Here is a 24,276-nt window from a genome sequence, read left to right on the forward strand (position 1 = left end):
CCGCAGGGAAACCAGTCCGCCGTCCCCGGAATTCGAGGCGCCGGACGCCGTTCAGTGCGGAATCAGCGGGATCTCCGGGGCGGCCGTCTCCAGCGGGACGGTCGGCGACCGCACCAGCCCGAGCTGGACGAGCTGCCGCGGCAGCACCGCGTTCAGCGCCCAGTCGGCGGCCGTCCGGACGCGGTTCCCCGGCAGCGACAGCAGGTGGTAGCCGCGCGTCGCGACCTTCGCGGCCGGGCCGGACAGCGCGACGCCGAGCGGGTTCGCGGCGGCCTGCGCGCCGCCGAGGTCGACGGCGAACCCGAGCTCGTGGTGCCGGTAGGGGCGCAGCACGCCCGTCCCGTACGTGGCCGCGACGTTGCGGGCCGCCTGCCTGCCCTGCCGGACGGCGTGCTGCGCCGTCATCGGCGTCGCCTCGCCCGGCCGGTTCGGGTCCGGGACGGCGGCGGCGTCGCCGCACGCGAAGATCTCCGGGTGGCCGGGGACGTTGAGGTACTCGTCCACGACCAGGCGGCCCCGCGCGGTCTCCAGGCCGAGCGACTCCACCAGCGGGTCGGGACGGACGCCGACGCACCAGATCAGCGACCGGGTCGGCACGTCGCGGCCGTCGGTCAGCCGCACCCCGTCCCGCGTCGCCGTCTCGACCGACGTGCCCATGCGGACGTCGACGCCGCGCCGCCGCAGCACGCGGTCGGCCGTGCGGGACAGGCGCTCGTCCAGTTCGGGGAGGACGCGCCGGGCGACGTCCAGCAGCATCCAGCGCGGCGGGTCGTCGCGCAGCCGGGGATGGCGGCGGCACAGCGCCGCGGTGAGCAGGACGCCGTGCGCCGTCACCTCCACGCCCGTGTAACCGGCGCCGACCACGACGAACGTCCGGCGCGCCGCCCGCTCGGCGGGATCGTCGGCGGCGTCGGCCAGCTCGGTCTGCCTGATCACGTGGTCGCGCAGGTAGAGCGCCTCGGGGATGCCCCGGAACCCGTGCGCGTTCTCGGCCACGCCGGGGATCGGCAGCAGCTTGTTGACGCTCCCGGCGGCGAGCACGAGCCGGTCGTAGCGGAGTTCGCCGCGCCCGTCCTCCGGGTCGGAGTAGCGGACGGTGCGGGCGTCCACGTCGATGCCGTCCGCCTCGCCGAGGACGAGCCGCACCCCCGGCAGCGCGCCGGTCAGCGACACCGCGACCCGGCGCGGGTCGAGCAGGCCCCCGGCGACCTCGGGCAGCAGCGGCATGTAGAGGAAGTAGTCGGTCGGGTTCAGCACCACCAGGTCCGCCCGGCCGCGGGCGAGCCGCGCCAGCGTGCGGGCGGCGTGGAACCCGGCGAACCCCGCCCCGACGATCACGATCCTCGGCCGTCTCACGCCGTCCCCCTCCCCGGCGGGCCGTCCCTCCCGGACGGTGACCCGGATACCCGGAGGACGTCCCGGAAAACCGCGGCCCCGCTAGTCGGCGGGCTCCTCAGATCCCGCGCCGGGCGCCTCTGATCCCAAGGCGGACGCCTCTGCGGCGGACGTCTCGGATTCCGCGTCGGCTTCCTCGGATTCCGCGTCGGGCCCGGCCCATTCCGCGTCGGACCCGGCCCATTTGGCGGCGCGTTCGGCCAGGTCGCGCCAGATGATCTGGCGCATGCGGTCCCGGTCGGCGTCGTCCTCGGCGAGCAGGCCGACGAGGTGCTCGACGCCGTTCTCGACCGTCTCGGCGACGCCGTCCACGGTCGGGCGCATGGCGAGCGCGGGGCCGCCGTCGTCCAGCAGGGTCGCGAGAGCGCGGTGGTGGGCGGGCGCCCCGGTGACCGGCTCGCCACCGGCCAGCCCCGCGCCGATGCCGAGCAGCGCCCGGCGCGCGGACGCGCGGGTCAGCGCCGGTCCGCCGAGCCGCTCCCCGAGCAGCCGCCGGATCGCGGCGGCGCGCGACTCGCCGTCCAGCCGGGCCGCGTCCACGCGGGCGGTGAGGTCGCCGCCGAGCCGGACCGGGACGGGCCTGCCGACGTCGAGCCGGGGCGCCGGGCCCGGCCGGGCGGCGGCGGTCTCGGGGGTCCCGGCGGGGCGCGGCGGCTCGTCCACGATCGGTCTCCTCTGCTGATTCAATGTTCAATCAATTGTCACGCTTCGGCTTTCGCGAATCCCATCGAACATTAACCGGGAGGCCCGGACAACCCCGCATTTCTGAACCGCTCCAATTACCGGCCGAGGCGTCACGAGGAGAACTCGGCGAGTGACAAAGAATGGCATTCGGCGTCCGCGCGTCCCGCATCGGGCCAGGCCGGTGCGGGTGCCGGGCGCCCGCTCCGGTACGATCGCCGGTCCGCTCTTGTAGGCTGGAATTACCGCTTCGGGTTTGCAAGCAGACGGAGAGGCGAGATGAGGGACGGACCGCGGTCGGGCTGCCCGATCAACGCGACGGTCGAGATCTTCGGCGACCGGTGGAGCCTGCTCGTGCTGCGCGACATCATGTTCGCGGGCCGCCGCCACTTCCGCGAGCTGCAGGCGGGCTCGGAGGAGGGCATCGCGTCCAACATCCTGGCCGACCGGCTGAAGCGGCTGGTCCACGACGGCCTGCTCACCCGCGACGACGCCGGGCCCGGGCAGCGCGCCACCTACAGCCTGACCGAGGCGGCCGTCCAGCTCGTGCCCGTCTTCGTGCACCTCGGCGCGTGGGGGGTGCGGCACCGTCCGACGACCGAGGGCCTGCGCGTCCGGGCCGAGCTGCTCGAACACGGCGGGCCCGCGATGTGGTCCGACTTCATGGACGAGCTGCGCGAGACGCACCTCGGCGTCCCGCGTCCGGACCCGGCGGCCCCGCCGGTCGCCGAGCGGCTCGAAGCCGCCTACCGCGCGGCCGTCAACTGACGGTCATCCGCCTCATCCGGGTCTGGACGGCTTGATCATCTTTCGTTAGCTTGCGCGGTATGAAGCCGATGCGGGCGTTCGCCCGGAAGTTGTCGTTCGCCGGAGTGTGCGCGGTGGTGGGCGCGTCCCTGCTGACGCCCGGGACGGCGCACGCGCAGGGGGGCGCGAGGCCGCAGCCCGTCATCGGCGGCCCGTCCTGGCGGCTCACCCCGACCGGGTCGGCCGCCCGGTTCCGCGGCCTCGCCGCCGTCGGCCGCACGACGGCCTGGCTGGCGGGCAGCGGCGGGACCGTCCTGCGGACGACCGACGGCGGCGGCACCTGGCGGAACGTCGCCCCGCCCGACGCGGCGGGCCTGGAGTTCCGCGACGTCGAGGCGTTCGACGCGAACCGGGCCGTGGTGCTCGCGATCGGCGAGGGCGAGGCGTCCCGCGTCTACAGCACGTCGAACGGCGGCCGGACGTGGACGCTCGGCTTCAAGAACGACGAGCCGAAGGCGTTCTACGACTGCGTGACCTTCTTCGACTCCCGGCACGGCCTCGCCATGAGCGACCCGGTGGACGGCAAGTTCCGGATCATCTCGACCAGCGACGGCGGGCGCTCCTGGCGCGTCCTCCCGCCGAAGGGCATGCCGCCCGCGCTGGAGGGCGAGGCCGGGTTCGCCGCCAGCGGGCAGTGTCTGGTGAGCCTCGGCAGGCAGGACGTGTGGCTCGCCACCGGCGGCGGCGCCCGCTCCCGCGTGTTCCACTCCCGCGACCGCGGCCGCACCTGGACCGTCGCCGACACGCCGCTGCCGAGCAGCCCGTCGCAGGGCGTGTTCGGGGTGGCGTTCCGCGACTCCCGGCACGGGATCGCGGTGGGCGGCGACTACCGGCCGGGCGCGCCGTCCCCGACCGCCGCCGCGACGACCAGCGACGGCGGCCGCACCTGGCGCGCGGCGGACCGTCCGCCCGCCGAGTACCGGTCCGGCGTCGTGTGGCCGCGGTTCAGCGGCCCGGTCGCGCTGGCCGTGGGCCCGACCGGCAGCGACCTCACGCTGACCGGCGGCCGGTCCTGGACGCGGTTCGACGTGGGCAGCTTCGACACCGTCGACTGCGCCCCGGACGGCGCCTGCTGGGCGGCGGGCGAGAAGGGCCGCGCCGCCCGCCTCACCGTCTCCGTCACCGGATAGCGGCGCCCGCCGCCCGCGCGCCGTCAGGCGACCGCCGCGCGGGCGGCCTCGGAGAACGGCGGGACGTCGCCGTCCCGCACCACATCGGGCTTCACCTGCCGCACTCCTATCCGCAACCCTCACCTCCGGCACCCTCCTCCGCCTGAGCGCCTAAGGCGCGGGCGGGTCTTGGGCGAGGGGGAGGGTCAGGACGAAGCGGGCGCCGGATCCGCTGTCCTGGATGGTCAGGGAACCGCCGTAGACCTCGGCGATCTCGCGGGCGATGGGGAGGCCGAGGCCGGTGCCGTGCGGATCTCTGCCGCGCGACTCGGGGAGCCGGGAGAAGCGCTCGAAGACCCGCTCCCGCTCGTCTTCGGGAACGCCCGAACCGTCGTCGAGGACCTCCAGGCGCGCTTGCCCGCCGTCCCGCGCGACGAGCACCTCGATGGCCGACCGGGCGTGGCGTTCGGCGTTGTTCAGCAGGTTGTTCAGGACCCGGCTCAGCCGCACCGGGCTGGCCCGGACGTGCACGTCCGGTTCCAGCCGGGTCGTGATCGGTGTTCCGGGGACGCGGCGCTCGATCTCCCGGCGCGTCAACCGGGCCAGGTCGAGGGTCTCGACGGGCACCGGCGCGAGGGAGTCCAGTCGGGCGAGTTCCAGCAGGTCGTCGACGATGTCACCGAGCCGCTCGACGTCGGTCAGGGCCGCGCGCACCGCCGGCCGCAACCCGTGGTCGTCTGGGTCGTCGAGCGCGCCCTCCAGCCGTGTCCGCAGTCCGGCGATCGGATTGCGCAGGTCGTGCGAGGCGTCGGACGTGAACCGGCGCTCGCGGGAGGCCGCCTCCTCCAGCCGCGCGAGCGTGTCGTTGACGGTGTTCGCGAGCCGCCGGAAATGCCCGCCGGTGTGCGGGACGGGGACGCGGCGGCTCAGGTTGCTCGCCCCGATCTCCGACATCTCCTCCTGGACGCGGGACACCGGTTCCAGCGCCAGCCCGATGGCCCGCCACGTCCACCAGCCGATCAACGTCAGAAGCGCCACGAGGAGCAGCGACAGCAGCAGGGACAGCGCCCACGCGGTCGTCAGCACCGGCAGCGGCGAGGCGGCCAGCACCATCACGTTCCGCCCGTACGCCGACATCCTCATCCGGATCCCGTACGCCCACACGCACCGGTCGAGGTAGTCCGGGCACACCTTGGTGTTGATCAGCTCGGTGTCGTCCGGCACCACCAGCGCGGGACGTCCCCGCAGCTTCGGGCTGGCCGCGATGACCCGGCCGTTCATGGTCTGGATCTGGATCAGGTCAGCCTGGCCCCTGCCGACCGGGACGGGATCGCTCCGCCGCCCCCGGTCGATGTCGAAGATCAACTCCTGGACGGTCCGCTCGACCTGGTTCTGGCTCCGGTTCCTGAACCAGTCGCGCGTGACCCGTCCGGTCAGGGAGAGCGCGAGCCCGAGCACGATCGCCGAGACGAGGACGGTCACCAGGGTCGCGCGCGCCCGCACCGAATACCGCGTGCCCGATCGCCGCCCGCCCTCCCCCAACCCCCGCCCCCTGACACGCCGCGAACGATCCATCACTGATTGTAGTTGCAATACTCCCGTCCGCGTCCCTTCTCCAGTTCGGGACCAGAAGACTGATCAGCGGTTGGTTCTGACCGCTTGGCGGTGCTGTGCGGCCTTGGCGCGGTTGCCGCAACCCGCCATGGAGCACCAGCGCCGCCGCCCGCCCGGCGACTTGTCGACGAAGCGTCCGCTGCAGTCCGCGCCGGGGCAGATGCGCAGGGTGCGGCGGGCGTCGGTGCCGAGGAGCTCGGCGGCGTCGACGGCGACGCGGCACAGTGCGGTGGCGGCGTCCCGCGGGTCGAACCGCTGCTCCAGGGCGGGGACCCCGGAGTGCAGGACGAGGTGAGGTCGCGCCGGGCCAGTGGGCCGGTCCAGCCAGCGGTTCAGGACGTCCACGGCATCTTCGGGGACGGGTTCATCGGCGACCGTGGCCCGGATGCCCGCATCGACGGCTTCGCGAAGCTCCAGCGCGGCGTCGAAGTCCTCGCTCGCGACCCGGACGTCCGCGGAGGTCAGCTTCGCGGCCGTCAGCCATGCCGCCAGATCGTCCGGCGCTTTCAGCAGTTCGCGTCCGCCCGCGAACCGGTACCGGCGGGTGTTCACGAAGTCGGTGCTCAGCCGTCCCCCGTACCAGACCCAATCGCGATCTCCGACCGTCTCCATGGACATAACCACATGATAGGTTACCCTCTCGATAACCATATATACGGTTACCCACCGAGAGCGGGATGAGGGGACGCTCATGAGCCAGGAGGCGGAGCGCGCCGGTCCGGGGCGGCGGGCAGTGCTCGAGCCGCAGGCGGCCGAGCGGCTGTCCGGAGTCCTGCTGATGCTCGGCTCGGCGGTGTCGTTCAGCACGATCGGCCTGTTCACTCGGGCGGTCTCGCTCCCCTTGGCCGACCTCCTCTTCATCAGAGGGCTGTTCGGCACCCTCGCGATCTGGCTCGTCGCCCGTCTCTTCACTCGCCGGCGCGTCCTCGACCGGGCCAACTTCCGCTGGCCGTCCTTGTGCGTGGCCGGCCTTTTCACTCTCGGGATGACGAGCCTCGTCGCCGCCTATCGAGTGGGCACGGTCGTCAATGTCTCCGTCATCTACGCGATGATCCCGCTGTTCATCGGCCTGTTCCAGCTGGCGTTCCTCAGACGGCGGGCGGCGCCGGTCTTCTGGGCGTGCGGAGTGGGAGTCATCGTGGGCGTCGCCATCATGACCGGCGACGGGCTCAGCACGGGCGACGCGCTGGGCATGGCACTCGCCCTGCTCATGACCGTCTGCGTGGCGGCCATCATCATGATCACGCGCGCGCACCGGGACACCCCGATGCTGATCGCCTCCGGAATGGCCTGCCTGCTGAGCAGCGCCGTGGCGGCCCCGTTCGTCAGCGGCTACCGCTTCGACCCGCACGACTTCGCGATCTCCGCGCTCTTCGGGGCCGTGACCTTGGGACTCGGCCGGGTGTTCCTGATCCTCGGGTCGGGCCGGGTCCCGTCCAGAGACGCCGCCCTGATCGACGTACTGGACGCCCCGATGACCCCGATCTGGACGTGGGCCGTCCTCGGCGAAGTCCCTTCGAAGCATGGAACGGTCGGCGGCTGCGTCGTCCTCCTCGCAGTACTCGTAGGGGTCACCGTCAACCACGAGCACTGACCGCAGCACTTTCGGACGAACACGCACAACAAGGATCACGCGATATAGTCTTATTTGAGACTATCTATGATACTTCAAACTTCGCCGACCGCCTAGAAGCCGTTGATGCCGGACGAGCAGACCCGCGACCCCAACGACAATTGGGGCAGAACTGGTTTTATTGCCCATCGCCCGGCGAACCCGAAATTCATTCACCCTCAGCGGCGGCGAAGACCTCGCAGTTTATGCCGAGAAACTTTCAAGTTCGCCCGAATCCCGGGAGTTCAGCGACCGCGAGCCAAGGGAACGGCCGGTATAGGCAAGATCGATCCTGGTCGGCTCGCTGTGCCCGGTACGGGCCTGACCAGGGCGTTCACCTGCCTTGATCGGGCGTTGCACTGATCGTGAGGCGTTGGACTGTTCCCATCAGCACGTTCGTGTTCGCGGTCCACTCATTACGCGCCTTTTATACTCAGCTTGGCACTCTTGCCGCGGGTCGATCGTCGAAATGAATGGCGGCACTCAGAGATCATCGCGCTACCGCGGAGCAGGGGCCGGAAGGGAGGGTGGGCGTGGCGGGGAGCAGGCGTCCGGTACATGCCGTCGCGGCACTGCTGGCCGCTGTCGTGGCGGTGTTGTTCTTCTCCCACACCGCCGCCGCTTCCGACTCGCACCCGCTTCTGGGAGCGGTCGTCTCCGAGGCGCAGATGTGCGACGCCCCCTCCCGGCTTGAAGAGGCGCCCGGACACTTGGGACGGGCGCTTGGGCGTGGTTCGTCGGTGAACCTGTCGGTGCCCCGAGGTCTCGGGACGTTGCGTCCGCCGGTAGCACCGTGCGCTTGCGCGCTTTGCCCGCGGATGCCGTGCGAGCCGGTCGGAAAGCCGCCGTCACCTGCCACGCTGCAGGTCCTCCGCTGCTGACAGACCGTCCCCGTTCCTCGCCCTCGTGAGGCCGTATCCGCTCCTGGCATGCCGCTGGTTCGCGGGCGCGCCAGGGCGTGCCCGGACGCTGGGAGTGATCGTCACCCACGCACTCCGGGCGAGCCGCACCGGCTCCCCGTCCAGGGCGGCCGGGCTGTGAGGCACGGGCCCGCGCCATCTTCCCGACCTTGTCGATCGGACCCCCTCGGGCGGTGAGGCGTCCTTCGCCCACTCGCGCCCGGGCGGCCGCCCGCCGCCCGCACGCTCCCGCCGGGTCCGTCCCGAATTCACCCCATCGACGCGCCCCGTCGGCGCGCAGGAGGCACCTGACATGCGCTCCCTCATCGACCACGCCCGCTCCTACCACCGCCGGGCCGCCGGCGCGCTGGACCGGCTGGCCGCCGGCCAGTCGCCCGAGGCCCTGTTCATCACCTGCTCCGACTCACGTGTCGTCCCCTCACTGATCACCGGAGCCAAGCCGGGTGAGCTGTTCGAGATGCGCACCGCGGGCAACATCGTTCCCCCGTACCGCCTTCAGCGGCCGTCCGGCGAGGCGGCCACGATCGAGTACGCGGTCGAAGTGCTCGGGGTCGCGGACATCGTGGTGTGCGGCCACTCCCACTGCGGAGCGGTGGGCGCCCTGGCGCGCGGGGAGGACCTGACGGCCGTCCCCGCCGTCCAGAACTGGCTGGCCCACGCGGCCTCCCCGTTCCCGCGGGACGGCGACGGCGGGCAGCCCGCCGCGGATCTCGCCGGTCCCGTGCAGCGTCACGTCCTGGTGCAGCTTCGGCGGCTGCGCGGCTATCCGGGCGTCGCCCGCCGCCTGACCGAGGGGCGGCTGCGGCTGCACGGCTGGTTCTACGAGGTCCACACCGGGCTGGTGTGCGAGCACCGGCCCGGCGACGACGCCTTCCTGCCGCTGTGAACCGCTCCCGCCCCGCCGAAACCCGTCCCCCCGCCACCTGCCAAGGACCTCATGAACGCCATCCCGCGGCATGACATCGCCGCATCCCTCGTCGTCTTCCTCGTCGCCCTTCCCCTGTGCGTGGGCGTGGCCGTCGCCTCCGGAGTCCCGGCCGAACTCGGCCTGGTCACCGGCATCGTCGGCGGCCTGGTCACCGGCCTGCTGCCCGGCAGCAGCCTCCAGGTCAGCGGGCCCGCCGCGGGCCTGACCGTCCTCGTCTACGAAGCCGTCAAGACCTACGGCCTGCCCGCCCTCGGCGCGATCGTGCTGGCGGCGGGCCTGCTGCAAGTGCTGCTCGGAGCGCTGAGATGCGGGAGCTGGTTCCGCGGCATCTCGACCGCCGTGGTCGAGGGGATGCTCGCCGGCATCGGCCTGGTCATCATCGCCGGGCAGCTGTACGCCATGGCCGGCGTCGCCGCCCCCGCATCGGGCATCGGAAAGATCGCCGGTCTGCCCGGGCTCGCCGGTGACCTGGCCGCCTCCGCCACGCTGTGGCCCTCCTTCGCCATCGGCGCGGGCACCATGGCGTTGATGCCGCTGTGGCAGCGCCTGCCCGCCAGGGCGCGCGTCGCGCCCGGCGCGCTGGTGGCGGTGTCCTCGGCCACCGCCGTCACCTGGCTGCTGGGCCTCGACGTGAAGACGGTCGAGGTCCGCGGCCTGATCGACTCCATCCAGCCGCCCGGAACCGACGTGCTCGCGACGCTCGGCCCCGGCGTGATCGGCACCGTCCTGGCCTTCACCCTCATCGCCTCCGCCGAGTCGCTGTTCAGCGCGGCGGCGGTGGACCGCATGCACGACGGCCCGCGTACCGACTACGACCGGGAGCTGATCGCCCAGGGCGCGGGCAACATCGTCTGCGGGACCCTCGGCGCGCTGCCGATGACCGCGGTCATCGTCCGCAGCGCCACCAACGTCCAGGCCGGCGCGAGGACCAAGGCGTCCCGGGTTCTGCACGGCGTGTGGCTGCTGCTGTTCGCCGCCCTGCTGCCGGCGGTCCTCGCGCTCATCCCGCTCGCCGCGCTCGCCGGTGTCCTGGTCTACGCCGGGGTCAAGCTCCTGCCCGTCGAGCAGTTCCCCGTCCTGTGGCGCGCCCACCGCGGGGAGGCCGTCATCCTCGCGGCAACCGCCGTGGCCATCGTCGCCATCAGCATGTTCGAGGGTGTCCTCATCGGCGTCCTCCTGTCCGTGGTCAAGGCCGCCTGGCAGACCTCGCACATCAAGCTGGAGGTGGTGGACGAGGGCTCCGGCCCCGTCCACGCTCACCTGTCGGGCAACGCCACTTTCCTGCGACTGCCCAAAATCCTGGACGACCTGGAAGCACTGCCCAAGAACCGTCCCATCGAGCTGGACCTGACCGGGCTGCACCACCTCGACCACACCTGCCGCACCGCCCTGACCACTTGGACCGAACAGCACAACGCCGAAAGCACTGAGCAGGTACGGATGTCACCCTCGCTTACCTGACCCCCCGTGCCGCCGGGGGAAGGCCCCCGGCACGACCGGCAGCGCTGCCGCGCCCAGCCCTCGGGCGCGGCAGCCCTTCGGGCGGAGCGACCAGCGGACCCGGCCCATCCCAATTCACCTGGAAGTCAAGGCCACCAACAGCAGCGCGCAGTACCTCTTCGTGTGGAGGCGTTGCCCTTGAACGCCGTCCAGATGATTTCGGTCGCTGATGCGATGCGGTGAAGGCGGCACGAGATGACGCGGTTCAGCCTCGTCCGCCCAGGGGCGTGCGGTGCGCGCGGACCTTGCGGTGGCTGATCCGCCAGCCTCGCGGGGCGCGCAGGACGGCGTCCTCGTACGTCACGCTCCCGGTGGTGCCGTCGGCGTTGACACCGATCCCCTTGGACCGCGCGTGCACCCGGTCGTGGGCGATCTCGGTGAGGACGACGTTGGTGACGTGATGGCCGACCGGGTTGAGCTCGCCCAGCGCACGTCCCGCGGCGGCGCAGGCCGCGACGCCGAGCAAGGGCTCCTGCCCGAAATCCGAGACGTCGTAGACGACGTCGGGGGTGAACACTTCGTCCAGCCGATCCAGCTCCCCGCTGTCGCAGAGGTGGCCGTGCATGGAGATCAGCTCGGTGACCGCGACGCGGTCGTCGGCGGTGAAGGTCATCGCTCCTCCTGAGACGGCCCGGCAGGCACTCGACCTCGCCCGGAACGAACCGGGGAGCTCCCCGGTCATCGTCTCGGCTAAGCTAAGCGGGGACATCCCCGTTTAGCAACCCAGGGAGATCAGAGATGCCGCCCCCTGCCAAACGGGCGCGCCGCGCGGACGCCGACCGGAACGCCCGGCTGCTGATAGCGGCGGCCAGGGCGCTCTTCGACGAGCGCGGTCCGGACGTCGCCCTGGACGAGGTGGCCCGGCGGGCGGGCGTCGGCAACGCGACCCTCTACCGGCACTACCCCACCCGCGATGACCTGCTCACGGCGGTCTACGCCGACGAGATCGCCGCGCTTTGCGACCGAGGCGCCGCCCTGCTGCGTGACCAGGCCCCCGGTGAGGCGTTCCTCACCTGGCTGCGCGCCTTCGCCGTCCACGTGGCGACCAGGCGGACGCTGGCCTTCGCCGGTACCGACAGCGGCAGCGAACGGCGCACGGAGTTGTTCGCCCGCTGGCACACCTCGTTGACCTCGACCGCGGAGAAGCTGCTCTCCAAAGCCCAGGAGGCGGGCGCCATACGCACAGACCTCACCGTGACCGAGGTACTGACGCTCGCAAACGCGGTCGCCGTCTCAGAGACCGATGTCGACCAGGTGCACCGCCTACTCGACATCCTCCACCACGGCCTCAGCGGACCCGCTGCCCCCGACTGAACCACCAGACGGCATTCAAGAACACAACCGCCCTATGAATGCTCCCATCGACCGTTTATCCGGAAGTGGAACCGCCGGGGGACGCTTCCACCCCTTCAGGTGGCGGTGAAAATGACCGCGCGGAGGGCCTTGGCCGCTCGCTGATAGAAGTTCTGGACGTCTGCGAAATTCGTCCAGATGTACTCAAAGGCCGTGTGGTCGTGCGGCCCGTCATAGCCGCCGGGACCCAGGGCATCGCATTGCCGCCGCAACCAATCCCTTCCCAGAGGCCGGAGGGCTTCGGCGACGTCACGCACCTCGGCTACGGACACATACACCACGTAGATTTCCGTGTGCAGATGACGGCCACCGAGCACGGCATGCGAAAGCGGATAACCCTCATAGTCGAGCGTGCCGTCGCCCAGGCACCGATGGATGGCCTCCCACGCCTTGTCGGTATCGACCTTGAGGTCATCGTCCCGCCAGTTCTCCTCGAGGTCTTCGAGAAGTTCTGCCACCGCGTCCTCATCTCCGGCCAGCAGGGCCCGCTCCTGCTCGTCGGTGATGGCGAAATGCACTCCCAGCATGGCCAGCGATCGTACGCGCCCAGTCCGACACCACCCATCGCAGCGCCGCGAACGTAGGCGGGCGGCCGGGGTGATCAGGCGCGGCACGATCGAGAATCAGCGGTATTCATTCAGGATTGTGTTGTGAGAGTGAGGAGGTGAGGGCGGCCTGGTCGAGGGTCCGGTTGCGGATAGGGCGGGAAGAAGGCGTCGTGAAGCGTGTCGTCGCCGGGTAGTTGGTAGCGGCGGTAGATGTAGCCGCCCGGCGCGGTGGTGAAGCGCGCGTCGGCGGGCAGGAGATGCGCCGCCAAGGTGTGGCGCCACGCTTCCACCGGTCGGTGAGAACCGGCCGCGCCGTGCCAGACGTTGCCGTCGTGAAAGACGATCGTGCCTGCCGGGACTTCGAGTTGGACCACGGCCGGCTCCGCGACTCCCGCGGCGGCGGCGGACGCCCGCATCCGGGCGCGGTGGTCGCCCGGGTCGTGGAAGTCGGCCGGTAGCGGGGCGGTCGGCCAGTGGTGTGATCCGGGGACGTACTCGATCGTCGCCGCGTCGGCGTGGGTGTCGTCGAACGTCATCCAGCAGGTGCTCATCGCCGCCGGCGCCAGGAAGCCGACGAAGGAGTTGTCCTGGTGCAGGCCCGACGGCCGCGCCGACGGAGGTTTGATCCAGACCGTGTCCTGGCCGAGGCGCGTCCCGGGCCATCCGTTGAGGTAGGCGATCCAGTCGCCGACCCAGGACGCCTGGACGATCGACGCGATGAGGTGGTCGGACTTCCAGGCATTGGCCATGTGCCGCGTCGCGTCGGGACGGCTCAGTCCTTCACGCCAGTACCACTCGTCCGGATAGATCCCGGTCGGGAAACGGCCCTGGAAGAGCCCGGCGAGGCGGTCGCGCGCCCACCGGCACTGGTCGGGCGTGAAGGCGGCTTCCATGACGACGAATCCGTCGCGGTGAAAGCGTTCGCGCGCGGTTCCGGGCTCGTCCCAGGAGGTGATCGGATGCATGCGGCGAAAGCTACAGCCCCTTCGCCGGTATCTATGATGATCTGGAACTCTCTCGGAAACTGCGGGTCATTTATGGAACTGTCACGGGCCGACCTGGAGATCCTGGTCGCTGTTCAGGAGAACTCTCGGTTGACCAACCGCGAGTTGGCCAAGCGGCTCGGCGCCGCCGAGTCGACGACGCACGAACGCCTCCGGCGCCTGGTCCGCGGCGGTGTGATCAAGCGGTTCACCGCGGAGATCGACCCGGCCGCGCTCGGCCGGCCGATGCAGGCCATGATCGCCGTCCGGCTGCGTCCCCAGAGCGAGGACGTCGTCGAGCGCTTCCTGAGGACGGTGATGGACGATCCCTGCGTGATCGACGCGACCGTCGTGTCCGGTGAGATCGACGTCCTGCTGCGCGTCGCCGTACCGTCGGCCGAACATCTCCGCACCTTCGCCTGGCGCAAGGTCACCTCGGCGAAATCGGTGCAGTCGATCACGACGCATCTGGTCTACGAGTACCGGCGCCGCCCGATCACAGCCCCACCCTGACCCAGGGCGCAGCGCGGGTCATCTGGTCAGAGGGGGTTTCCAGGTGGGTGGGAGGCCGAATTTGGCGAGGAGGGCGGGGCCGCCTCCGAAGACGGTGATGCGGGTGATGCCCTGAGGGCTTGTGGTGAGGACGCCGACGCCGAATGCGCGGTGGGTTCCGTCGGTGTCGCGGAGGTAGGCCGCCGCGGCGGGCTGGCCGTTGGCGAAGGTGGGGGTCATCCGCCAGTCGCCGGGCGATCCGCTCACCCGGGCGAGGTAGCGGAGGCAGGTCGCGATGCCGCGGAACCAGGTGCGGCTGCCGGCCATCTCGATGGCGGCGTCGGTGCGCAGAGCTCGTTCCAGGGCTTGGGTGTCGGCGTTCTGGAAGCCGACGATGTACTGCTCCAGCAGTGCGCGGGCGTGCGGCGCGGTGGGGTCGGTGAGTCGCTCGCGTTCGGGAGCGGCTTCGTCCAGACGGGCGCGGGCCCGTTGCAGCGCGCTTTTGACCGCCGGGATCGTGGTGTCGAGCATGGCCGCGACCTGGGCGGCGGGGAAGCCCAGCACTTCACGCAGGAGCAGCACGGCACGCTGCCGGGGCGGCAGGTACTGCAGCGCGGCGATGAGCGCGAGCCGCAGGTGCTCGCGCGCGGCGACGATCGCGGCGGGGTCGTCCTCCTGCGGGGTGACCAGCGCGTCCGGGATCGGCTGCAGCCACGCCACGTCCGGGTCCGCCCCGTGTTCAGGGAGGGCGTCGGGGTCGTCGGCCGGAGCCCCGAGGCCGGACGGCAACGCCCGCCTGCCGCGGTTGCGCAGCGCGGTCAGGCAGGCGTTGGTGGCGATGCGGTACAGCCAGACCCGCAGCGATGACCGTCCCTCGAAGGTGCCGTAGGAGCGCCAGGCCCGCAGGTAGGTCTCCTGGACGAGGTCTTCGGCTTCGTCGAGCGATCCGAGCATCCGGTAGCAGTGCGCCAGCAGCTCGCGCCGGAACGGCTCGGTACTGCGGGCGAACTCGTGCTCGTCGGGCACCCGCCCCTCCTCTTCCCTTCTCGGCTCTGGGCCGGTCACAACCCGAGTCGGGGACCTACCCATCCGGCCATCCTGCCGATCGCGTCGTCGGCCTCCGGCGCCCTGCCCGCGGCCATCTGGAAGGTGTGCTGCATACCGGGAAAGACGTCCAGCCGGACGTCGACGCCGGCCTTGCGGGCGTGCTCGTCGAGCATGCGGGCGTCGTCCAGCAGCGACTCGTCTCCTCCCACCTGGATGTACACCGGTCCGAGCCCGGCCAGATCGGCGTGCAGCGGGCTCGCCAGCGGGTCACGGGGATCACCGCCCTCGCCGAGGAACGTGGCCGCGAGCATCCGCACGGTCTCGGCGTAGAAAAACGGGTCCTTATCCTGATTGGTCTGGTAGGACGCCCCGGCGGCCTCCATGTCCGTCCAGGGTGAGAACGGCATCGCGGCGGCGGGCAGCGGCAGGCCTCGCTCCCGCGCCCGGAGCTGAGCGGTGATCGACAGCCAGCCGCCGGCGGAATCGCCGGTGAAGGCGATGTGGGCGGGGTCGATTCCCTGGTCGAGCAGCCACCGGTAGGCGTCGGTCACGTCGTCCACCTGCGCCGGATGGGTGTGGGCGGGGGCCAGGCGGTAGTCGACGATCAGCGCACGCACTCCGGCCGCCTTGGCCAGATGGCCGAACATCTTGCGGTGCGTGTAGATCGAGCCGCCGACGAAGCCGCCGCCGTGCAGGCACAGCAGCACCCGGTCCTGGACGCCGTGTTTGGGCACCAGCCACATCGCGGGCAGGCCGCCCGCCTCGACCTCGATGTAGTCCACTCCACGGGGTTCAGCGGTGAGATCGCCCCAAGACTCATTGTCGGGCTGCTCCGCGTCCGGACTGATCATCGCCAGCCGTGCCGCCGCCCAGTGCCGCCTGACCGCTTCGGACTGCTTGCTCGCCATCGAATCTCTCCCCCGGTTCAGGCCGCACAGCTGTGAAAGGACTCGACGCGCCAGGCGCCGTCCCACCGAGACAGCACCCGGGTCTCCAGCGACCGGCTCGCGGGACCCGGCTCGGCGTCACCGGACGGAACCACGGCCCCCTTGCCGAACACCAGCGCGGCGTCCGCGTCGTCGGCGGCCCACGCGGCGTAGACCTCGTCCAGCACCGCGAGCACCTGACGTTCCTCGGTCATGCTGATCCTCTTCCGTTCTCGGGACGTGCCTTCACCCATGTAGACCGCCGTCCGCCGGAAAGGAATCGCTCGCGCGAGAGGCTCAGAAATCGCTCGATTCTGAGAAACCATCCCGCGCCCGGCCCGAGCGTCCCCGGATTCGCCCCCGCTGCCAGACCGGGACGAGCCAGCGGTTGCGTTGGAGGCGGGTGTACGGGAAGCCGAACACCCGCTGAACGGCCGGGGGGTGTCTGGCTGTTCAGCGGGCGGTGAGGACGTCCTTGCCGATCCGCTCAGCGGTCGGGTTGGGCTCTCACGGGCACAATGCGGCGTTGAGCGCGGTGCCTAGCGTGGTGATGAGTCCTTGGACGGCTTGCGGCCCGTTGAGGGTCGCCGAGGCGGCGAACCAGCGTCGCCCATCCTTGGAGGCGGCGGTCAGGGTGAAGTATCCGGGGACGCCGCCCGCGTGGCCGTAGAAGGTGGCGCACTTCAGCGGGATGTTCTCCACTCCGGCGCCGTAGCTGCCGCCGGGCGTCGGGGTGCGCATCTCGGTTATCTGCGCGGGGGCCAGTATCCGGGGCAGCCCGCGCTGGAAGGCCGCCAGATCGCGGGTGTCGGAGACGATCCGTCCGGCCGCGTCCATGATCGAAGGGTTCAGGGCGGTGACGTCGACGTACCGGCCGCCGTCCAGGACGTAGCCCCGGTTGTGCCTTCCCTTCAAGAAGGTCTCGGTGCCCGGCACATAGGTATGGGTCAGGTTCAGGGGGCGCAGGATGCGTTGCTTGACCGCCGTCGCGTAGCGCATCCCCGTGACCTTCTCGATGATCATGCCGAGCAGCACGTAGTTGGTCTGCGCGTAGTGGAAGGCGCCGAGCGGCTCGCGTGGCCGGCCCTTGATCGCGGCAAGGAGCGCGTGCGGCGTCCAGGTGCGGAACGGGTCCTTCAGCGCCCCGCTGTCATCGAACGCCGACTCGTCGGGATACTCCGGCAGCCCCGAGGTGTGCCGCAGCAGGTGCCGCACAGTGATCCCCGACGCACCGCCCGGGACGACGCCCGGCAACAGCCGTTCCACGTCATCGGCCAGTGAGAGCCGACCTTCTCCGACCAGCTGGAGGATCACCGTGGCCGTGAAGGTCTTGGTGACGCTGCCGATGCGGAACACACCCTGTACGGCTGGCGCGTGCCCACCGGCGCCGCGGGTCCCGTACCGGAACTCGTAAGACCTGCCGTCCACGCCCCACCGGGCGATGACCGAGGGCGCCTTCGCCTCGGTCACCACCTTGGTGAGCGCGTCCTTTGCCGTGGGCGTCTGCGCTACGGCCGTCGCGGGCACGGCGGCGACCATCACGACGGCCAGCGCGGTGGCTCTCATCACTGTCATGCGGGCCAGCCTCCCGAACGATCACCCCCGCCCGGCATCGGGAAAGACCCCCAGATCCCCCGTAGACCGCTAGGAGGAGGCGATTTGCCCATACGGCCGATTGCGCTGGTCGCCGTACAACGCCCCCTGCCCCCCACTCCGGGACCGGCCCTCACGGAGCCATCACCGAAACTCGGCGTCCAACCGGCCGGAGGTTCATGACGGGTCCGTTACCCGCATTGCGAGCCGGTGTTGGCCAGGGAAATCGGATGGGTCCGAGGGGCCGCCGGTCGCCGTCCTGGACGAGCTGCTGAAGACTCACGCTGTCGAGGTGAACGGGGCGAGGGCGAGGATGATCCCATGGGCGCCCCACAGCGGGATGGCTGTGGGATTGCGAGCTAGGCCGAAAAGCGGGCCTGACCTTGGGTGGAGCTGAGGGGATTTGAACCCCTGACCCCCTCGATGCGAACGAGGTGCGCTACCGGACTGCGCTACAGCCCCGAGGACTCCGTAAGGTTAGCAAACATCGAGGGGTGGTCGCGCACCGGTTATTCGCCGACGGCGCGGCGGTCGTCGGCGTACTGGTCGAAGACGTCGTCGGGGGCGACGAGTTCGATCACCTCGGCGGCCTCCGGCGTCTCGGCGGGCTCCGCGGCGGCGCGGGCGGCGCGGGCCCGCGCGCGGGCCAGGGCGGCCGCCGCGCGGGCCTCGTGGGCGGCCTGGCGGCGGGCCGTGTCCATGCCCACGGCGACGCGGAGCAGGGTCAGGTGGCCGGCGAACAGGACGGTCGGCGGCGCGATGATCCACCACGGGGCGACGCCGGACGCGACGACGGCCCCGGCCGTGACGACCAGGGCCATGAGGCCGGTCGTGCGGCGGCGGCGCCGGGCGATGACGGCGGCGCGGGTCGTCCGGCGGCGGGGGCGCGGTTCCGAAACCGTTCCGGGGGCCGTCTCCGGAGCGGGCCCGGCCGCGGGGTCGGCCGCGGGGTCGGCGTCCTCCGCCTCTTCCTCGTCGGCGCGTTTGTGGAGGAGCCGGGTGATGCCCGTGTTCTCGGTGTCGCGGCGCAGCCACATGGGTACGAGGACGACGGCCCACACGGCGACGATGGCGAGGTAAAGGACCGCGCTGCTCATCGGCTCCACCGCCCCAGGGCACGCCCGATCGGCGGGCCGACTTTCGGCGCGCGAGCGTGCAATGGGAGCAGGGTCACGCCCCGCACGGTACGAGGGCCTGTCAGAGGTTGACGAGCATAAGGGGCGGTGTGTCGCGAGATCGAGCTCGCCGTTACTCTCCGTTTGCCGTGGCTTCTCAGTCGCAGGATTCTTACGGACGGAAAGTCAGCGCCGACTCAAGTGCGCCGGGGAAATGCCTGTTTACGCTCGGCGAGCCAGCGTGCGCGCAGGCCACCGGGGACGTCCTCGACGGTGAGGGCGTAGCAGATGTGGTCCCGCCACGCTCCGTCGATGTGCAGATGGCGGCGCCGAATTCCCTCTTCCCGGAATCCGAGCTTTTCGACGACGCGGCGGCTCGCGGTGTTCTCCGGACGGATATTCGCCTCAAGCCGGTGGAGTCCGACGGTGAAGAAACAGTGGTCGACGGCGAGCGCGACGGCGGTGGGAATGACGCCGCGTCCGGCGACCTGCTTGTCGACCCAGTAGCCGATCTGCGCGGACCGGGCCGAGCCCCACACGACGGCGCCGATGGTGAGCTGTCCGGCGAACCGGTCGTCGTAGGTGACGACCCAGGGGAGGGCGAGCCCCTGCCGGGCCTCGCGCCGCATGGTGTGGACCATGCTGAGGTACGGGCCGAGTCCGCTGCGGAACAGCGGCGTCTCGGGGTTGGTGGGCTCCCAGGGGCGGAGCCAGTCGGCGTTCCGGACGCGCAGTTCCCGCCAGACCGCGGCGTCGCGGTGCCGGAGCGGCCGCAGGCCCACGGGACCTTCGGCCAGGGTGACCGGCCATCCCCGCAATCGTTCCACGGTTCCATGATTCCCTGGTCGGACGTCCGGACGCCATCGATTGTCACCGAGAATTCGGGCACTCGACGCGGCGGCCGCGTTTCATGACCCAAACGACCCGGAGGTCGTCGTCCAGGACGGCGAGGTCGGCGTCCTTGCCCGGCTCCAGCGAACCGATCCGCGAGTCGAGGCCCAGCGCCCGCGCCGGGGTGAGCGACGCGGACTCGGCCGCCTCGTGGACGGACAGCCCCGCCTCGACGACGGCGGCGCGGAACGCGTCGGCCATGGTGATGGTGCTGCCCGCGATGGACGTCCCGCCGACGAGCGTGGCGCGGCCGCCGCGGACCTCGACGTCCATCACGCCGAGCCGGTAGTCGCCGTCGCCCATCCCGGCGGCGGCCATGGCGTCGGTGATGAGCGCCACGCGGGACGGTCCCGCCGCCGCGAACGCCAGCCGCGCGACCGCGGGCTCGACGTGCACCCCGTCGTTGATCAGCTCGACGGTGACGCGGGGGTCGGTGAGCGCGGCGACGGCCGGTCCGCCCTCGCGGTGGTGCGGCGGGCGCATCGCGTTGAACAGGTGCGTCGCGACCCGGGCGCCGAGGTCGAACGCGGCGCGGGACGTCTCGCCGGTGGCTTCGGTGTGGCCGACGGCGGCGATCACTCCGGCGTCCACCGCGTCCCGGACGAGGTCGAGCGCGCCCGGCAGCTCCGGCGCGATCGTGATCATGCGGACGTGCCCGCGGCCGAGGCGGACCAGTTCGCCGAACTCGGCGCGGTCGGGCAGGCGCAGCAGCGCCGGGTCGTGGGCGCCGCAGCGGGCGCGGGCGAGGTACGGGCCCTCCAGGTGGATGCCCGCGATGAGGCCGTCCGCGGCGAGGTCGGCGAGGCTGCCGACCGCGGCGGCCAGCTCTTCGGGCGAGCCGGTGACGAGGCTCGCCATGGTGGTCGTCGTCCCGTGGCAGAGGTGGAACCCGGCGGCGCGGCGGGCCTCGTCGGGGCGTCCGAGCTGGTAGGACGCGCCCGCCCCGCCATGGACGTGCATGTCGACGAACCCGGGGACCAGGTAGTGGCCGCCGACGTCGATCACTTCGCCGTCGGTCGCCGTCGCCGTTCCGGGCTCTTCGATCACGCCGTCCGAGATGTGCAGGTCACCGTCGTGGACGCCGCCGGGGAGCACGATCCGGGCACCGGCGAGGACGGTCACGGGACGTCCTGGAGAGCGGCGCGGCCATCGGTCAGCATCGAACCTCCCTGTTGATCGTTGTTGATTGTTTCATGGCCTGAATGTGCAATAAAGGCCATGGGTGTGCATGGCTAGAATCCGTGATGCGGCTCTTCCCCGCTCTTTCCCGCTTTTCCCCGCACGCCCGTCCGCACGATCCGCATGGTCCGCACAATCCGCATGGTCTGTATGAGAGGGGGCCGGTGTGACCCGGCATGAACGCTGGAACTCGCTGCTGGAACTCCTCGCGGACGCCGGGCGGCTGACGGTCGAGGAGGCGTCCACGCGGATGAACGTGTCCGCGGCGACGATCCGCCGCGACTTCGACCAGCTCGCGCAGCAGCAGATGCTGACCCGCACCCGCGGCGGCGCGGTCGCGCAGAGCGTCAGCTACGACCTGCCGCTGCGGTACAAGGCGGCGCGGCACGCGACGGAGAAGCAGCGGATCGCGGCGGCGACGGCGGAGCTCGCGAAGCCCGGCTCGATCATCGGGCTGAACGGCGGGACGACGACGTCCGAGGTGGCGCGGGTCCTCGCGACGCGCGCCGACCTGCACGCGGAGGGGGCGTCCCCGGCGATCACGATCGTGACGAACGCGCTGAACATCGGGAACGAGCTGGCCGTCCGGCCGCATGTGAAGATCGTCCTGACCGGCGGGGTGCCGCGGCCGCAGTCGTACGAGCTGACCGGGCCGCTGGCCACCGGGATCTTCGACCACGTGACGCTGGACGTCGCGATCCTCGGCGTGAACGGGGTGGACGCCCGGCACGGCGCGACCTGCCACAACGAGGGCGAGGCGGACGTGAACCGGCGGATGGCCGAGCGCGCCGACAAGGTCGTGGTCGTCGCGGACGGCTCGAAGGTGGGGCATCGGGCGTTCGCCCGCATCTGCGACATCGCGGAGATCGACGTCCTGGTGACGGACGCGAAGGTGGCCGAGGACGAGGTGGCGGCCTTCACCGAGGCAGGCGTCCACGTGATCCAGGCGTAGCCGAAAGCGGCCAAGCCTCATCCGCCGCTCGCCCAAGCGCTGCCAGCGGCGCCGGCGGTGCCGGCGGAGTTTTCCACAGGAGGCGGTTCTGCTTCCTCCGGGTCAGGCGGGGCTTGACGATGGAGGTATTGGGGCCTGCCCCCGGGCGGGAGGGGCCTGCTTTTCACATGGTCGTGATCAGGCCGCTGGGCGGGACAAGCTGGTCGACGCGGTCAGGCCGGTCGACGCGGTCAAGCCGGTCGACGCGGTCAAGCCGGTCGACGCGGTCAAGCCGGTCGACGCGGTCAAGCCGGTCGACGCGGCCAAGCCGGTGGACGCGGCCAAGCCGGTGGACGGGTCAGGCTGAAGGGCGGGGGTGGTCGCCGCCTTTGATCTGGTCCACGGCGTGGGCGAGGACGCGGCCCAGCACCGTCATCCCGTCGCGGACGCCGCCCGTCGAGCCCGGCAGGTTCACGATGAGCGTGCCGCCCGCCACTCCGGCGACCCCGCGCGACAGGATCGCCGCAGGCACTGCGTCGCGCCCCTCCATCCGGATGGCCTCCGCGATGCCGGGGATCTCCCATTCGAGCACCCGGCGGGTCATCTCGGGGGTCTGGTCGGTCGGGGTGAGCCCCGTCCCGCCGGACGTGACGACGACGTCGTACCCGGCGGCGACCGCGTCGCGCAGGACGTCCGCGACCGGCTCACCATCAGGGACGACGACCGGGCCGTCCACCTGGCAGCCGAGGTCCTCCAGCATCTCGACCAGCACCGGTCCCGATTTGTCGGCGTAAATCCCAGCGGCGGCGCGGTTCGACACGGTGACCGCCATCGCCCTGATCGCCGCCGCCCCGGCCCCGGACCCGGACCCCGGCGCTCCGCTCGTCGACGCCCCGCTCATAGGCACCCCGCCCTCATCGACGCCCGTCACGCCCGCTCACCGCCACACCGCTCACCGACGCCATGTCCCGGTCTTGCCGCCGGTCTTCTCCTCGACCCGGACGTCCGTGATCACCGCCGCCGGGTCAACGGCCTTGACCATGTCGACCAGCGCCAGCGCCGCGACGCTCACCGAGGTCAGCGCCTCCATCTCCACTCCCGTCCGGTCGGCGGTGCGGGTCACGGCGGTGATCGCGACACCCCCCTCCCGGACCTCCAGGTCGACGGTGACGCCGTGCAGCGCGATCGGATGGCACAGCGGGACGAGGTCCGGCACCCGCTTGGCCCCCATGATCCCGGCGATCCGCGCGACGGACAGGGCATCGCCCTTGGGAATGTCACCCGCCCGCAGCAAAGCAACGCACTCGGCCGACAGCCGAACGAACCCGGTAGCGGTCGCCGTCCTGGACGACACGTCCTTCGCGGAGACGTCGACCATCCGCGCCGCGCCCGCGTCGTCCAGGTGGGTGAATTCGGAAGAACCCTTGGCACTCACGACGGCAATCTCATCACGTCGACGTGCGACCCGGCCGGGAGGGCCTCCACGTCCTCTGGCAATTCGATGAGCGCGTTCGCCGTCGCCAGGGAGCCGAGCTGGTGCGAGCCCTGCACGCCCGCAGCCGTGACCGTGTAGAAGCCGCGGTTGAACGACAGCCTGCCGCGCAGGAAATGACGAAGCCCCGCAGGCGATTTGACGTCCTCGCCCAGAACAGCGCTCACCTTCGCCCCTGTATCAGGCGGCAGCCCCTGCATGGCCCGCAGCGCGGGACGCACGAAAACCTGGAACGACACATACGCGCTCACCGGATTACCGGGAAGCGTGAAAACCGGCGTTCCTTCCAGCAAGCCGAACCCTTGCGGCTTTCCAGGACGCATCCGCACCTTGTGAAAATTCACCGTCCCGGTACCGGCGAGCACTTCCTTGACCACGTCCCGCGTACCCATGGAGACGCCGCCCGTGGTGACGATGGCGTCGGCCCGGACGAGCTGGTCCTCCAGCATCTCCATGACCTTGCGGGGTTCGTCCTCCACGGTCGCCTGCCGGTAGCCGACTCCCCCGGCCTCGATGACGGCCGCGGTGAGCATGTAGGCGTTGGACTCCCAGATCTGCCCGGGCGCGAGCTGCTCGCCCGGTTCGCGCAGTTCGTCCCCGGTGGAGACGACCACGACCCGCGGCTTCGGCCGGACGGTCACCCGGGGCCGTCCCACCGCGGCGATCATGCCGAGCTGCGCCGCGCCGAGCCGCGTGCCCGCCTCCACCACGACCTGGCCCGCGATCACGTCCTCGCCCGCGCGGCGGATGTAGTTGCCGGGCGGCGCGGCGCGCGAGATCCGGACGGTGGCGTTGCCGCCGTCCGTCCACTCGACCGGGACGACCGCGTCGGCCCCGGCGGGCAGCGGCGCGCCCGTCATGATCCGGGCGGACAGCCCGGGACGGATCGCCGCCACACCCGTGTCGCCCGCCACGATGTCGCCGACGACGGGCAGCGCGACCGGCTCCGCCTCGGTGGCGGCGGCGATGTCGGCCGCGACGACCGCGTAGCCGTCCATCGCCGAGTTGTCGAACGGCGGCAGCGGCACCGGCGCCGTCACGGGTTCGGCGAGCACCGCCCCCTGGGCCTCCAGCAGCGCGAGGTCGAGCGGCGGCAGGACCGCCACGCTGCCGAGGATGTCGTCCAGGTGCTCGCCGACCGTGCGCATGCCCGCCGTCCC

The 24,276-nt window shown here is 71.4% G+C and carries 25 protein-coding genes and 1 tRNA gene; 8 read left to right on the forward strand and 18 right to left on the reverse strand.

Annotated features, from left to right (window positions below):
- Window positions 1-51: 51 nt before the first annotated feature.
- Together FXF68_RS16765 and FXF68_RS42400 are read right to left on the reverse strand one after the other, a co-directional pair.
- Window positions 52-1,356: an NAD(P)/FAD-dependent oxidoreductase gene (locus FXF68_RS16765; RefSeq protein ID WP_148760130.1), complete on the reverse strand. Its 1,305-nt coding sequence runs from the start codon at window positions 1,354-1,356 to the stop codon at window positions 52-54.
- 81 nt (window positions 1,357-1,437) lie between these two features.
- The gene (locus tag FXF68_RS42400; RefSeq protein ID WP_187437959.1) at window positions 1,438-2,058 is read right to left on the reverse strand and encodes a hypothetical protein; all 621 of its coding nucleotides are present in this window, start codon (window positions 2,056-2,058) and stop codon (window positions 1,438-1,440) included.
- Between the two features lie 297 nt (window positions 2,059-2,355).
- Here FXF68_RS42400 and FXF68_RS16775 point away from each other — a divergent pair, with 297 nt between their 5' ends.
- Together FXF68_RS16775 and FXF68_RS16780 are read left to right on the forward strand one after the other, a co-directional pair.
- The gene (locus FXF68_RS16775; protein WP_148760132.1) at window positions 2,356-2,844 is read left to right on the forward strand and encodes a winged helix-turn-helix transcriptional regulator; all 489 of its coding nucleotides are present in this window, start codon (window positions 2,356-2,358) and stop codon (window positions 2,842-2,844) included.
- Between the two features lie 59 nt (window positions 2,845-2,903).
- Entirely contained in the window at window positions 2,904-4,013 is a 1,110-nt protein-coding gene (locus FXF68_RS16780) for a WD40/YVTN/BNR-like repeat-containing protein (RefSeq protein WP_222869964.1), read from the forward strand.
- A 150-nt stretch (window positions 4,014-4,163) separates the two neighbouring features.
- On the opposite strand, the gene FXF68_RS16785 is transcribed toward FXF68_RS16780, so the two are convergent.
- Together FXF68_RS16785 and FXF68_RS16790 are read right to left on the reverse strand one after the other, a co-directional pair.
- Window positions 4,164-5,495, reverse strand: a complete 1,332-nt coding sequence (locus FXF68_RS16785) for a sensor histidine kinase (RefSeq protein WP_246178745.1) — start codon at window positions 5,493-5,495, stop codon at window positions 4,164-4,166.
- A gap of 135 nt (window positions 5,496-5,630) precedes the next feature.
- The gene (locus FXF68_RS16790; protein ID WP_187437960.1) at window positions 5,631-6,224 is read right to left on the reverse strand and encodes a CGNR zinc finger domain-containing protein; all 594 of its coding nucleotides are present in this window, start codon (window positions 6,222-6,224) and stop codon (window positions 5,631-5,633) included.
- 73 nt (window positions 6,225-6,297) lie between these two features.
- Here FXF68_RS16790 and FXF68_RS16795 point away from each other — a divergent pair, with 73 nt between their 5' ends.
- From FXF68_RS16795 to FXF68_RS16805, 3 genes are all read left to right on the forward strand, one after another.
- Window positions 6,298-7,200, forward strand: coding sequence for a DMT family transporter (locus tag FXF68_RS16795; protein WP_148760138.1), 903 nt, complete (start codon window positions 6,298-6,300; stop codon window positions 7,198-7,200).
- 1,230 nt (window positions 7,201-8,430) lie between these two features.
- Window positions 8,431-9,024, forward strand: coding sequence for a carbonic anhydrase (locus FXF68_RS16800; RefSeq protein WP_148760140.1), 594 nt, complete (start codon window positions 8,431-8,433; stop codon window positions 9,022-9,024).
- Window positions 9,025-9,075: 51 nt separating this feature from the next.
- The gene (locus FXF68_RS16805) at window positions 9,076-10,527 is read left to right on the forward strand and encodes a SulP family inorganic anion transporter (RefSeq protein WP_148760142.1); all 1,452 of its coding nucleotides are present in this window, start codon (window positions 9,076-9,078) and stop codon (window positions 10,525-10,527) included.
- Between the two features lie 244 nt (window positions 10,528-10,771).
- On the opposite strand, the gene FXF68_RS16810 is transcribed toward FXF68_RS16805, so the two are convergent.
- Window positions 10,772-11,179: a nuclear transport factor 2 family protein gene (locus FXF68_RS16810; RefSeq protein ID WP_148760143.1), complete on the reverse strand. Its 408-nt coding sequence runs from the start codon at window positions 11,177-11,179 to the stop codon at window positions 10,772-10,774.
- Window positions 11,180-11,304: 125 nt separating this feature from the next.
- Between FXF68_RS16810 and FXF68_RS16815 the strand changes: the two genes are divergently transcribed.
- Window positions 11,305-11,880 (forward strand): TetR/AcrR family transcriptional regulator, encoded by a 576-nt coding sequence (locus tag FXF68_RS16815; protein WP_222869965.1) that lies wholly within the window; start codon window positions 11,305-11,307, stop codon window positions 11,878-11,880.
- 95 nt (window positions 11,881-11,975) lie between these two features.
- Here FXF68_RS16815 and FXF68_RS16820 read toward each other — a convergent pair whose 3' ends face one another.
- Window positions 11,976-12,446, reverse strand: coding sequence for a YfbM family protein (locus tag FXF68_RS16820; protein ID WP_148760145.1), 471 nt, complete (start codon window positions 12,444-12,446; stop codon window positions 11,976-11,978).
- A 110-nt stretch (window positions 12,447-12,556) separates the two neighbouring features.
- Window positions 12,557-13,432, reverse strand: coding sequence for a phytanoyl-CoA dioxygenase family protein (locus tag FXF68_RS16825; RefSeq protein WP_148760147.1), 876 nt, complete (start codon window positions 13,430-13,432; stop codon window positions 12,557-12,559).
- 72 nt (window positions 13,433-13,504) lie between these two features.
- On the opposite strand from FXF68_RS16825, the gene FXF68_RS16830 reads away from it, so the two are divergent.
- Window positions 13,505-13,963, forward strand: a complete 459-nt coding sequence (locus FXF68_RS16830; RefSeq protein ID WP_187437961.1) for an Lrp/AsnC family transcriptional regulator — start codon at window positions 13,505-13,507, stop codon at window positions 13,961-13,963.
- A gap of 18 nt (window positions 13,964-13,981) precedes the next feature.
- On the opposite strand, the gene FXF68_RS16835 is transcribed toward FXF68_RS16830, so the two are convergent.
- From FXF68_RS16835 to nagA, 8 genes are all read right to left on the reverse strand, one after another.
- Window positions 13,982-15,031, reverse strand: a complete 1,050-nt coding sequence (locus FXF68_RS16835; protein ID WP_148760151.1) for a sigma-70 family RNA polymerase sigma factor — start codon at window positions 15,029-15,031, stop codon at window positions 13,982-13,984.
- Window positions 15,004-15,897, reverse strand: coding sequence for an alpha/beta hydrolase (locus tag FXF68_RS16840; protein ID WP_148760153.1), 894 nt, complete (start codon window positions 15,895-15,897; stop codon window positions 15,004-15,006). Before FXF68_RS16840 ends, FXF68_RS16835 begins: the two co-directional genes overlap by 28 nt.
- A 17-nt stretch (window positions 15,898-15,914) precedes the next feature.
- On the reverse strand, window positions 15,915-16,130 hold the full coding sequence (locus tag FXF68_RS16845; RefSeq protein WP_148760155.1) for a hypothetical protein: 216 nt from the start codon (window positions 16,128-16,130) through the stop codon (window positions 15,915-15,917).
- Window positions 16,131-16,422: 292 nt separating this feature from the next.
- The gene (locus FXF68_RS16850; RefSeq protein WP_148760158.1) at window positions 16,423-17,490 is read right to left on the reverse strand and encodes a serine hydrolase domain-containing protein; all 1,068 of its coding nucleotides are present in this window, start codon (window positions 17,488-17,490) and stop codon (window positions 16,423-16,425) included.
- A gap of 406 nt (window positions 17,491-17,896) precedes the next feature.
- Window positions 17,897-17,970 (reverse strand) — tRNA-Ala (locus FXF68_RS16855).
- Window positions 17,971-18,017: 47 nt separating this feature from the next.
- Window positions 18,018-18,605: a divisome protein SepX/GlpR gene (gene sepX / locus FXF68_RS16860; RefSeq protein WP_148760160.1), complete on the reverse strand. Its 588-nt coding sequence runs from the start codon at window positions 18,603-18,605 to the stop codon at window positions 18,018-18,020.
- A gap of 215 nt (window positions 18,606-18,820) precedes the next feature.
- Window positions 18,821-19,441, reverse strand: coding sequence for a GNAT family N-acetyltransferase (locus FXF68_RS16865; protein ID WP_148352086.1), 621 nt, complete (start codon window positions 19,439-19,441; stop codon window positions 18,821-18,823).
- A 52-nt stretch (window positions 19,442-19,493) separates the two neighbouring features.
- On the reverse strand, window positions 19,494-20,636 hold the full coding sequence (nagA, locus tag FXF68_RS16870) for an N-acetylglucosamine-6-phosphate deacetylase (RefSeq protein ID WP_148760162.1): 1,143 nt from the start codon (window positions 20,634-20,636) through the stop codon (window positions 19,494-19,496).
- A 223-nt stretch (window positions 20,637-20,859) separates the two neighbouring features.
- Here nagA and FXF68_RS16875 point away from each other — a divergent pair, with 223 nt between their 5' ends.
- On the forward strand, window positions 20,860-21,645 hold the full coding sequence (locus FXF68_RS16875; protein WP_148760164.1) for a DeoR/GlpR family DNA-binding transcription regulator: 786 nt from the start codon (window positions 20,860-20,862) through the stop codon (window positions 21,643-21,645).
- 337 nt (window positions 21,646-21,982) lie between these two features.
- Here the strand turns inward: FXF68_RS16875 and FXF68_RS16885 are convergent, their stop codons facing one another.
- From FXF68_RS16885 to glp, 3 genes are read right to left on the reverse strand one after another with little or no spacing between them, the layout of a single operon-like run.
- Window positions 21,983-22,525, reverse strand: coding sequence for a MogA/MoaB family molybdenum cofactor biosynthesis protein (locus tag FXF68_RS16885; RefSeq protein ID WP_148760841.1), 543 nt, complete (start codon window positions 22,523-22,525; stop codon window positions 21,983-21,985).
- 51 nt (window positions 22,526-22,576) lie between these two features.
- Window positions 22,577-23,059: a cyclic pyranopterin monophosphate synthase MoaC gene (gene moaC / locus FXF68_RS16890; RefSeq protein ID WP_281292215.1), complete on the reverse strand. Its 483-nt coding sequence runs from the start codon at window positions 23,057-23,059 to the stop codon at window positions 22,577-22,579.
- Window positions 23,056-24,264 (reverse strand): molybdotransferase-like divisome protein Glp, encoded by a 1,209-nt coding sequence (gene glp / locus FXF68_RS16895; RefSeq protein ID WP_148760166.1) that lies wholly within the window; start codon window positions 24,262-24,264, stop codon window positions 23,056-23,058. The genes moaC and glp overlap by 4 nt, the downstream gene beginning before the upstream one ends.
- Window positions 24,265-24,276 lie beyond the last annotated feature (12 nt).

The sequence above is a fragment of the Actinomadura decatromicini genome (genome assembly GCF_008121305.1).
GTDB lineage: Bacteria > Actinomycetota > Actinomycetes > Streptosporangiales > Streptosporangiaceae > Spirillospora > Spirillospora syzygii.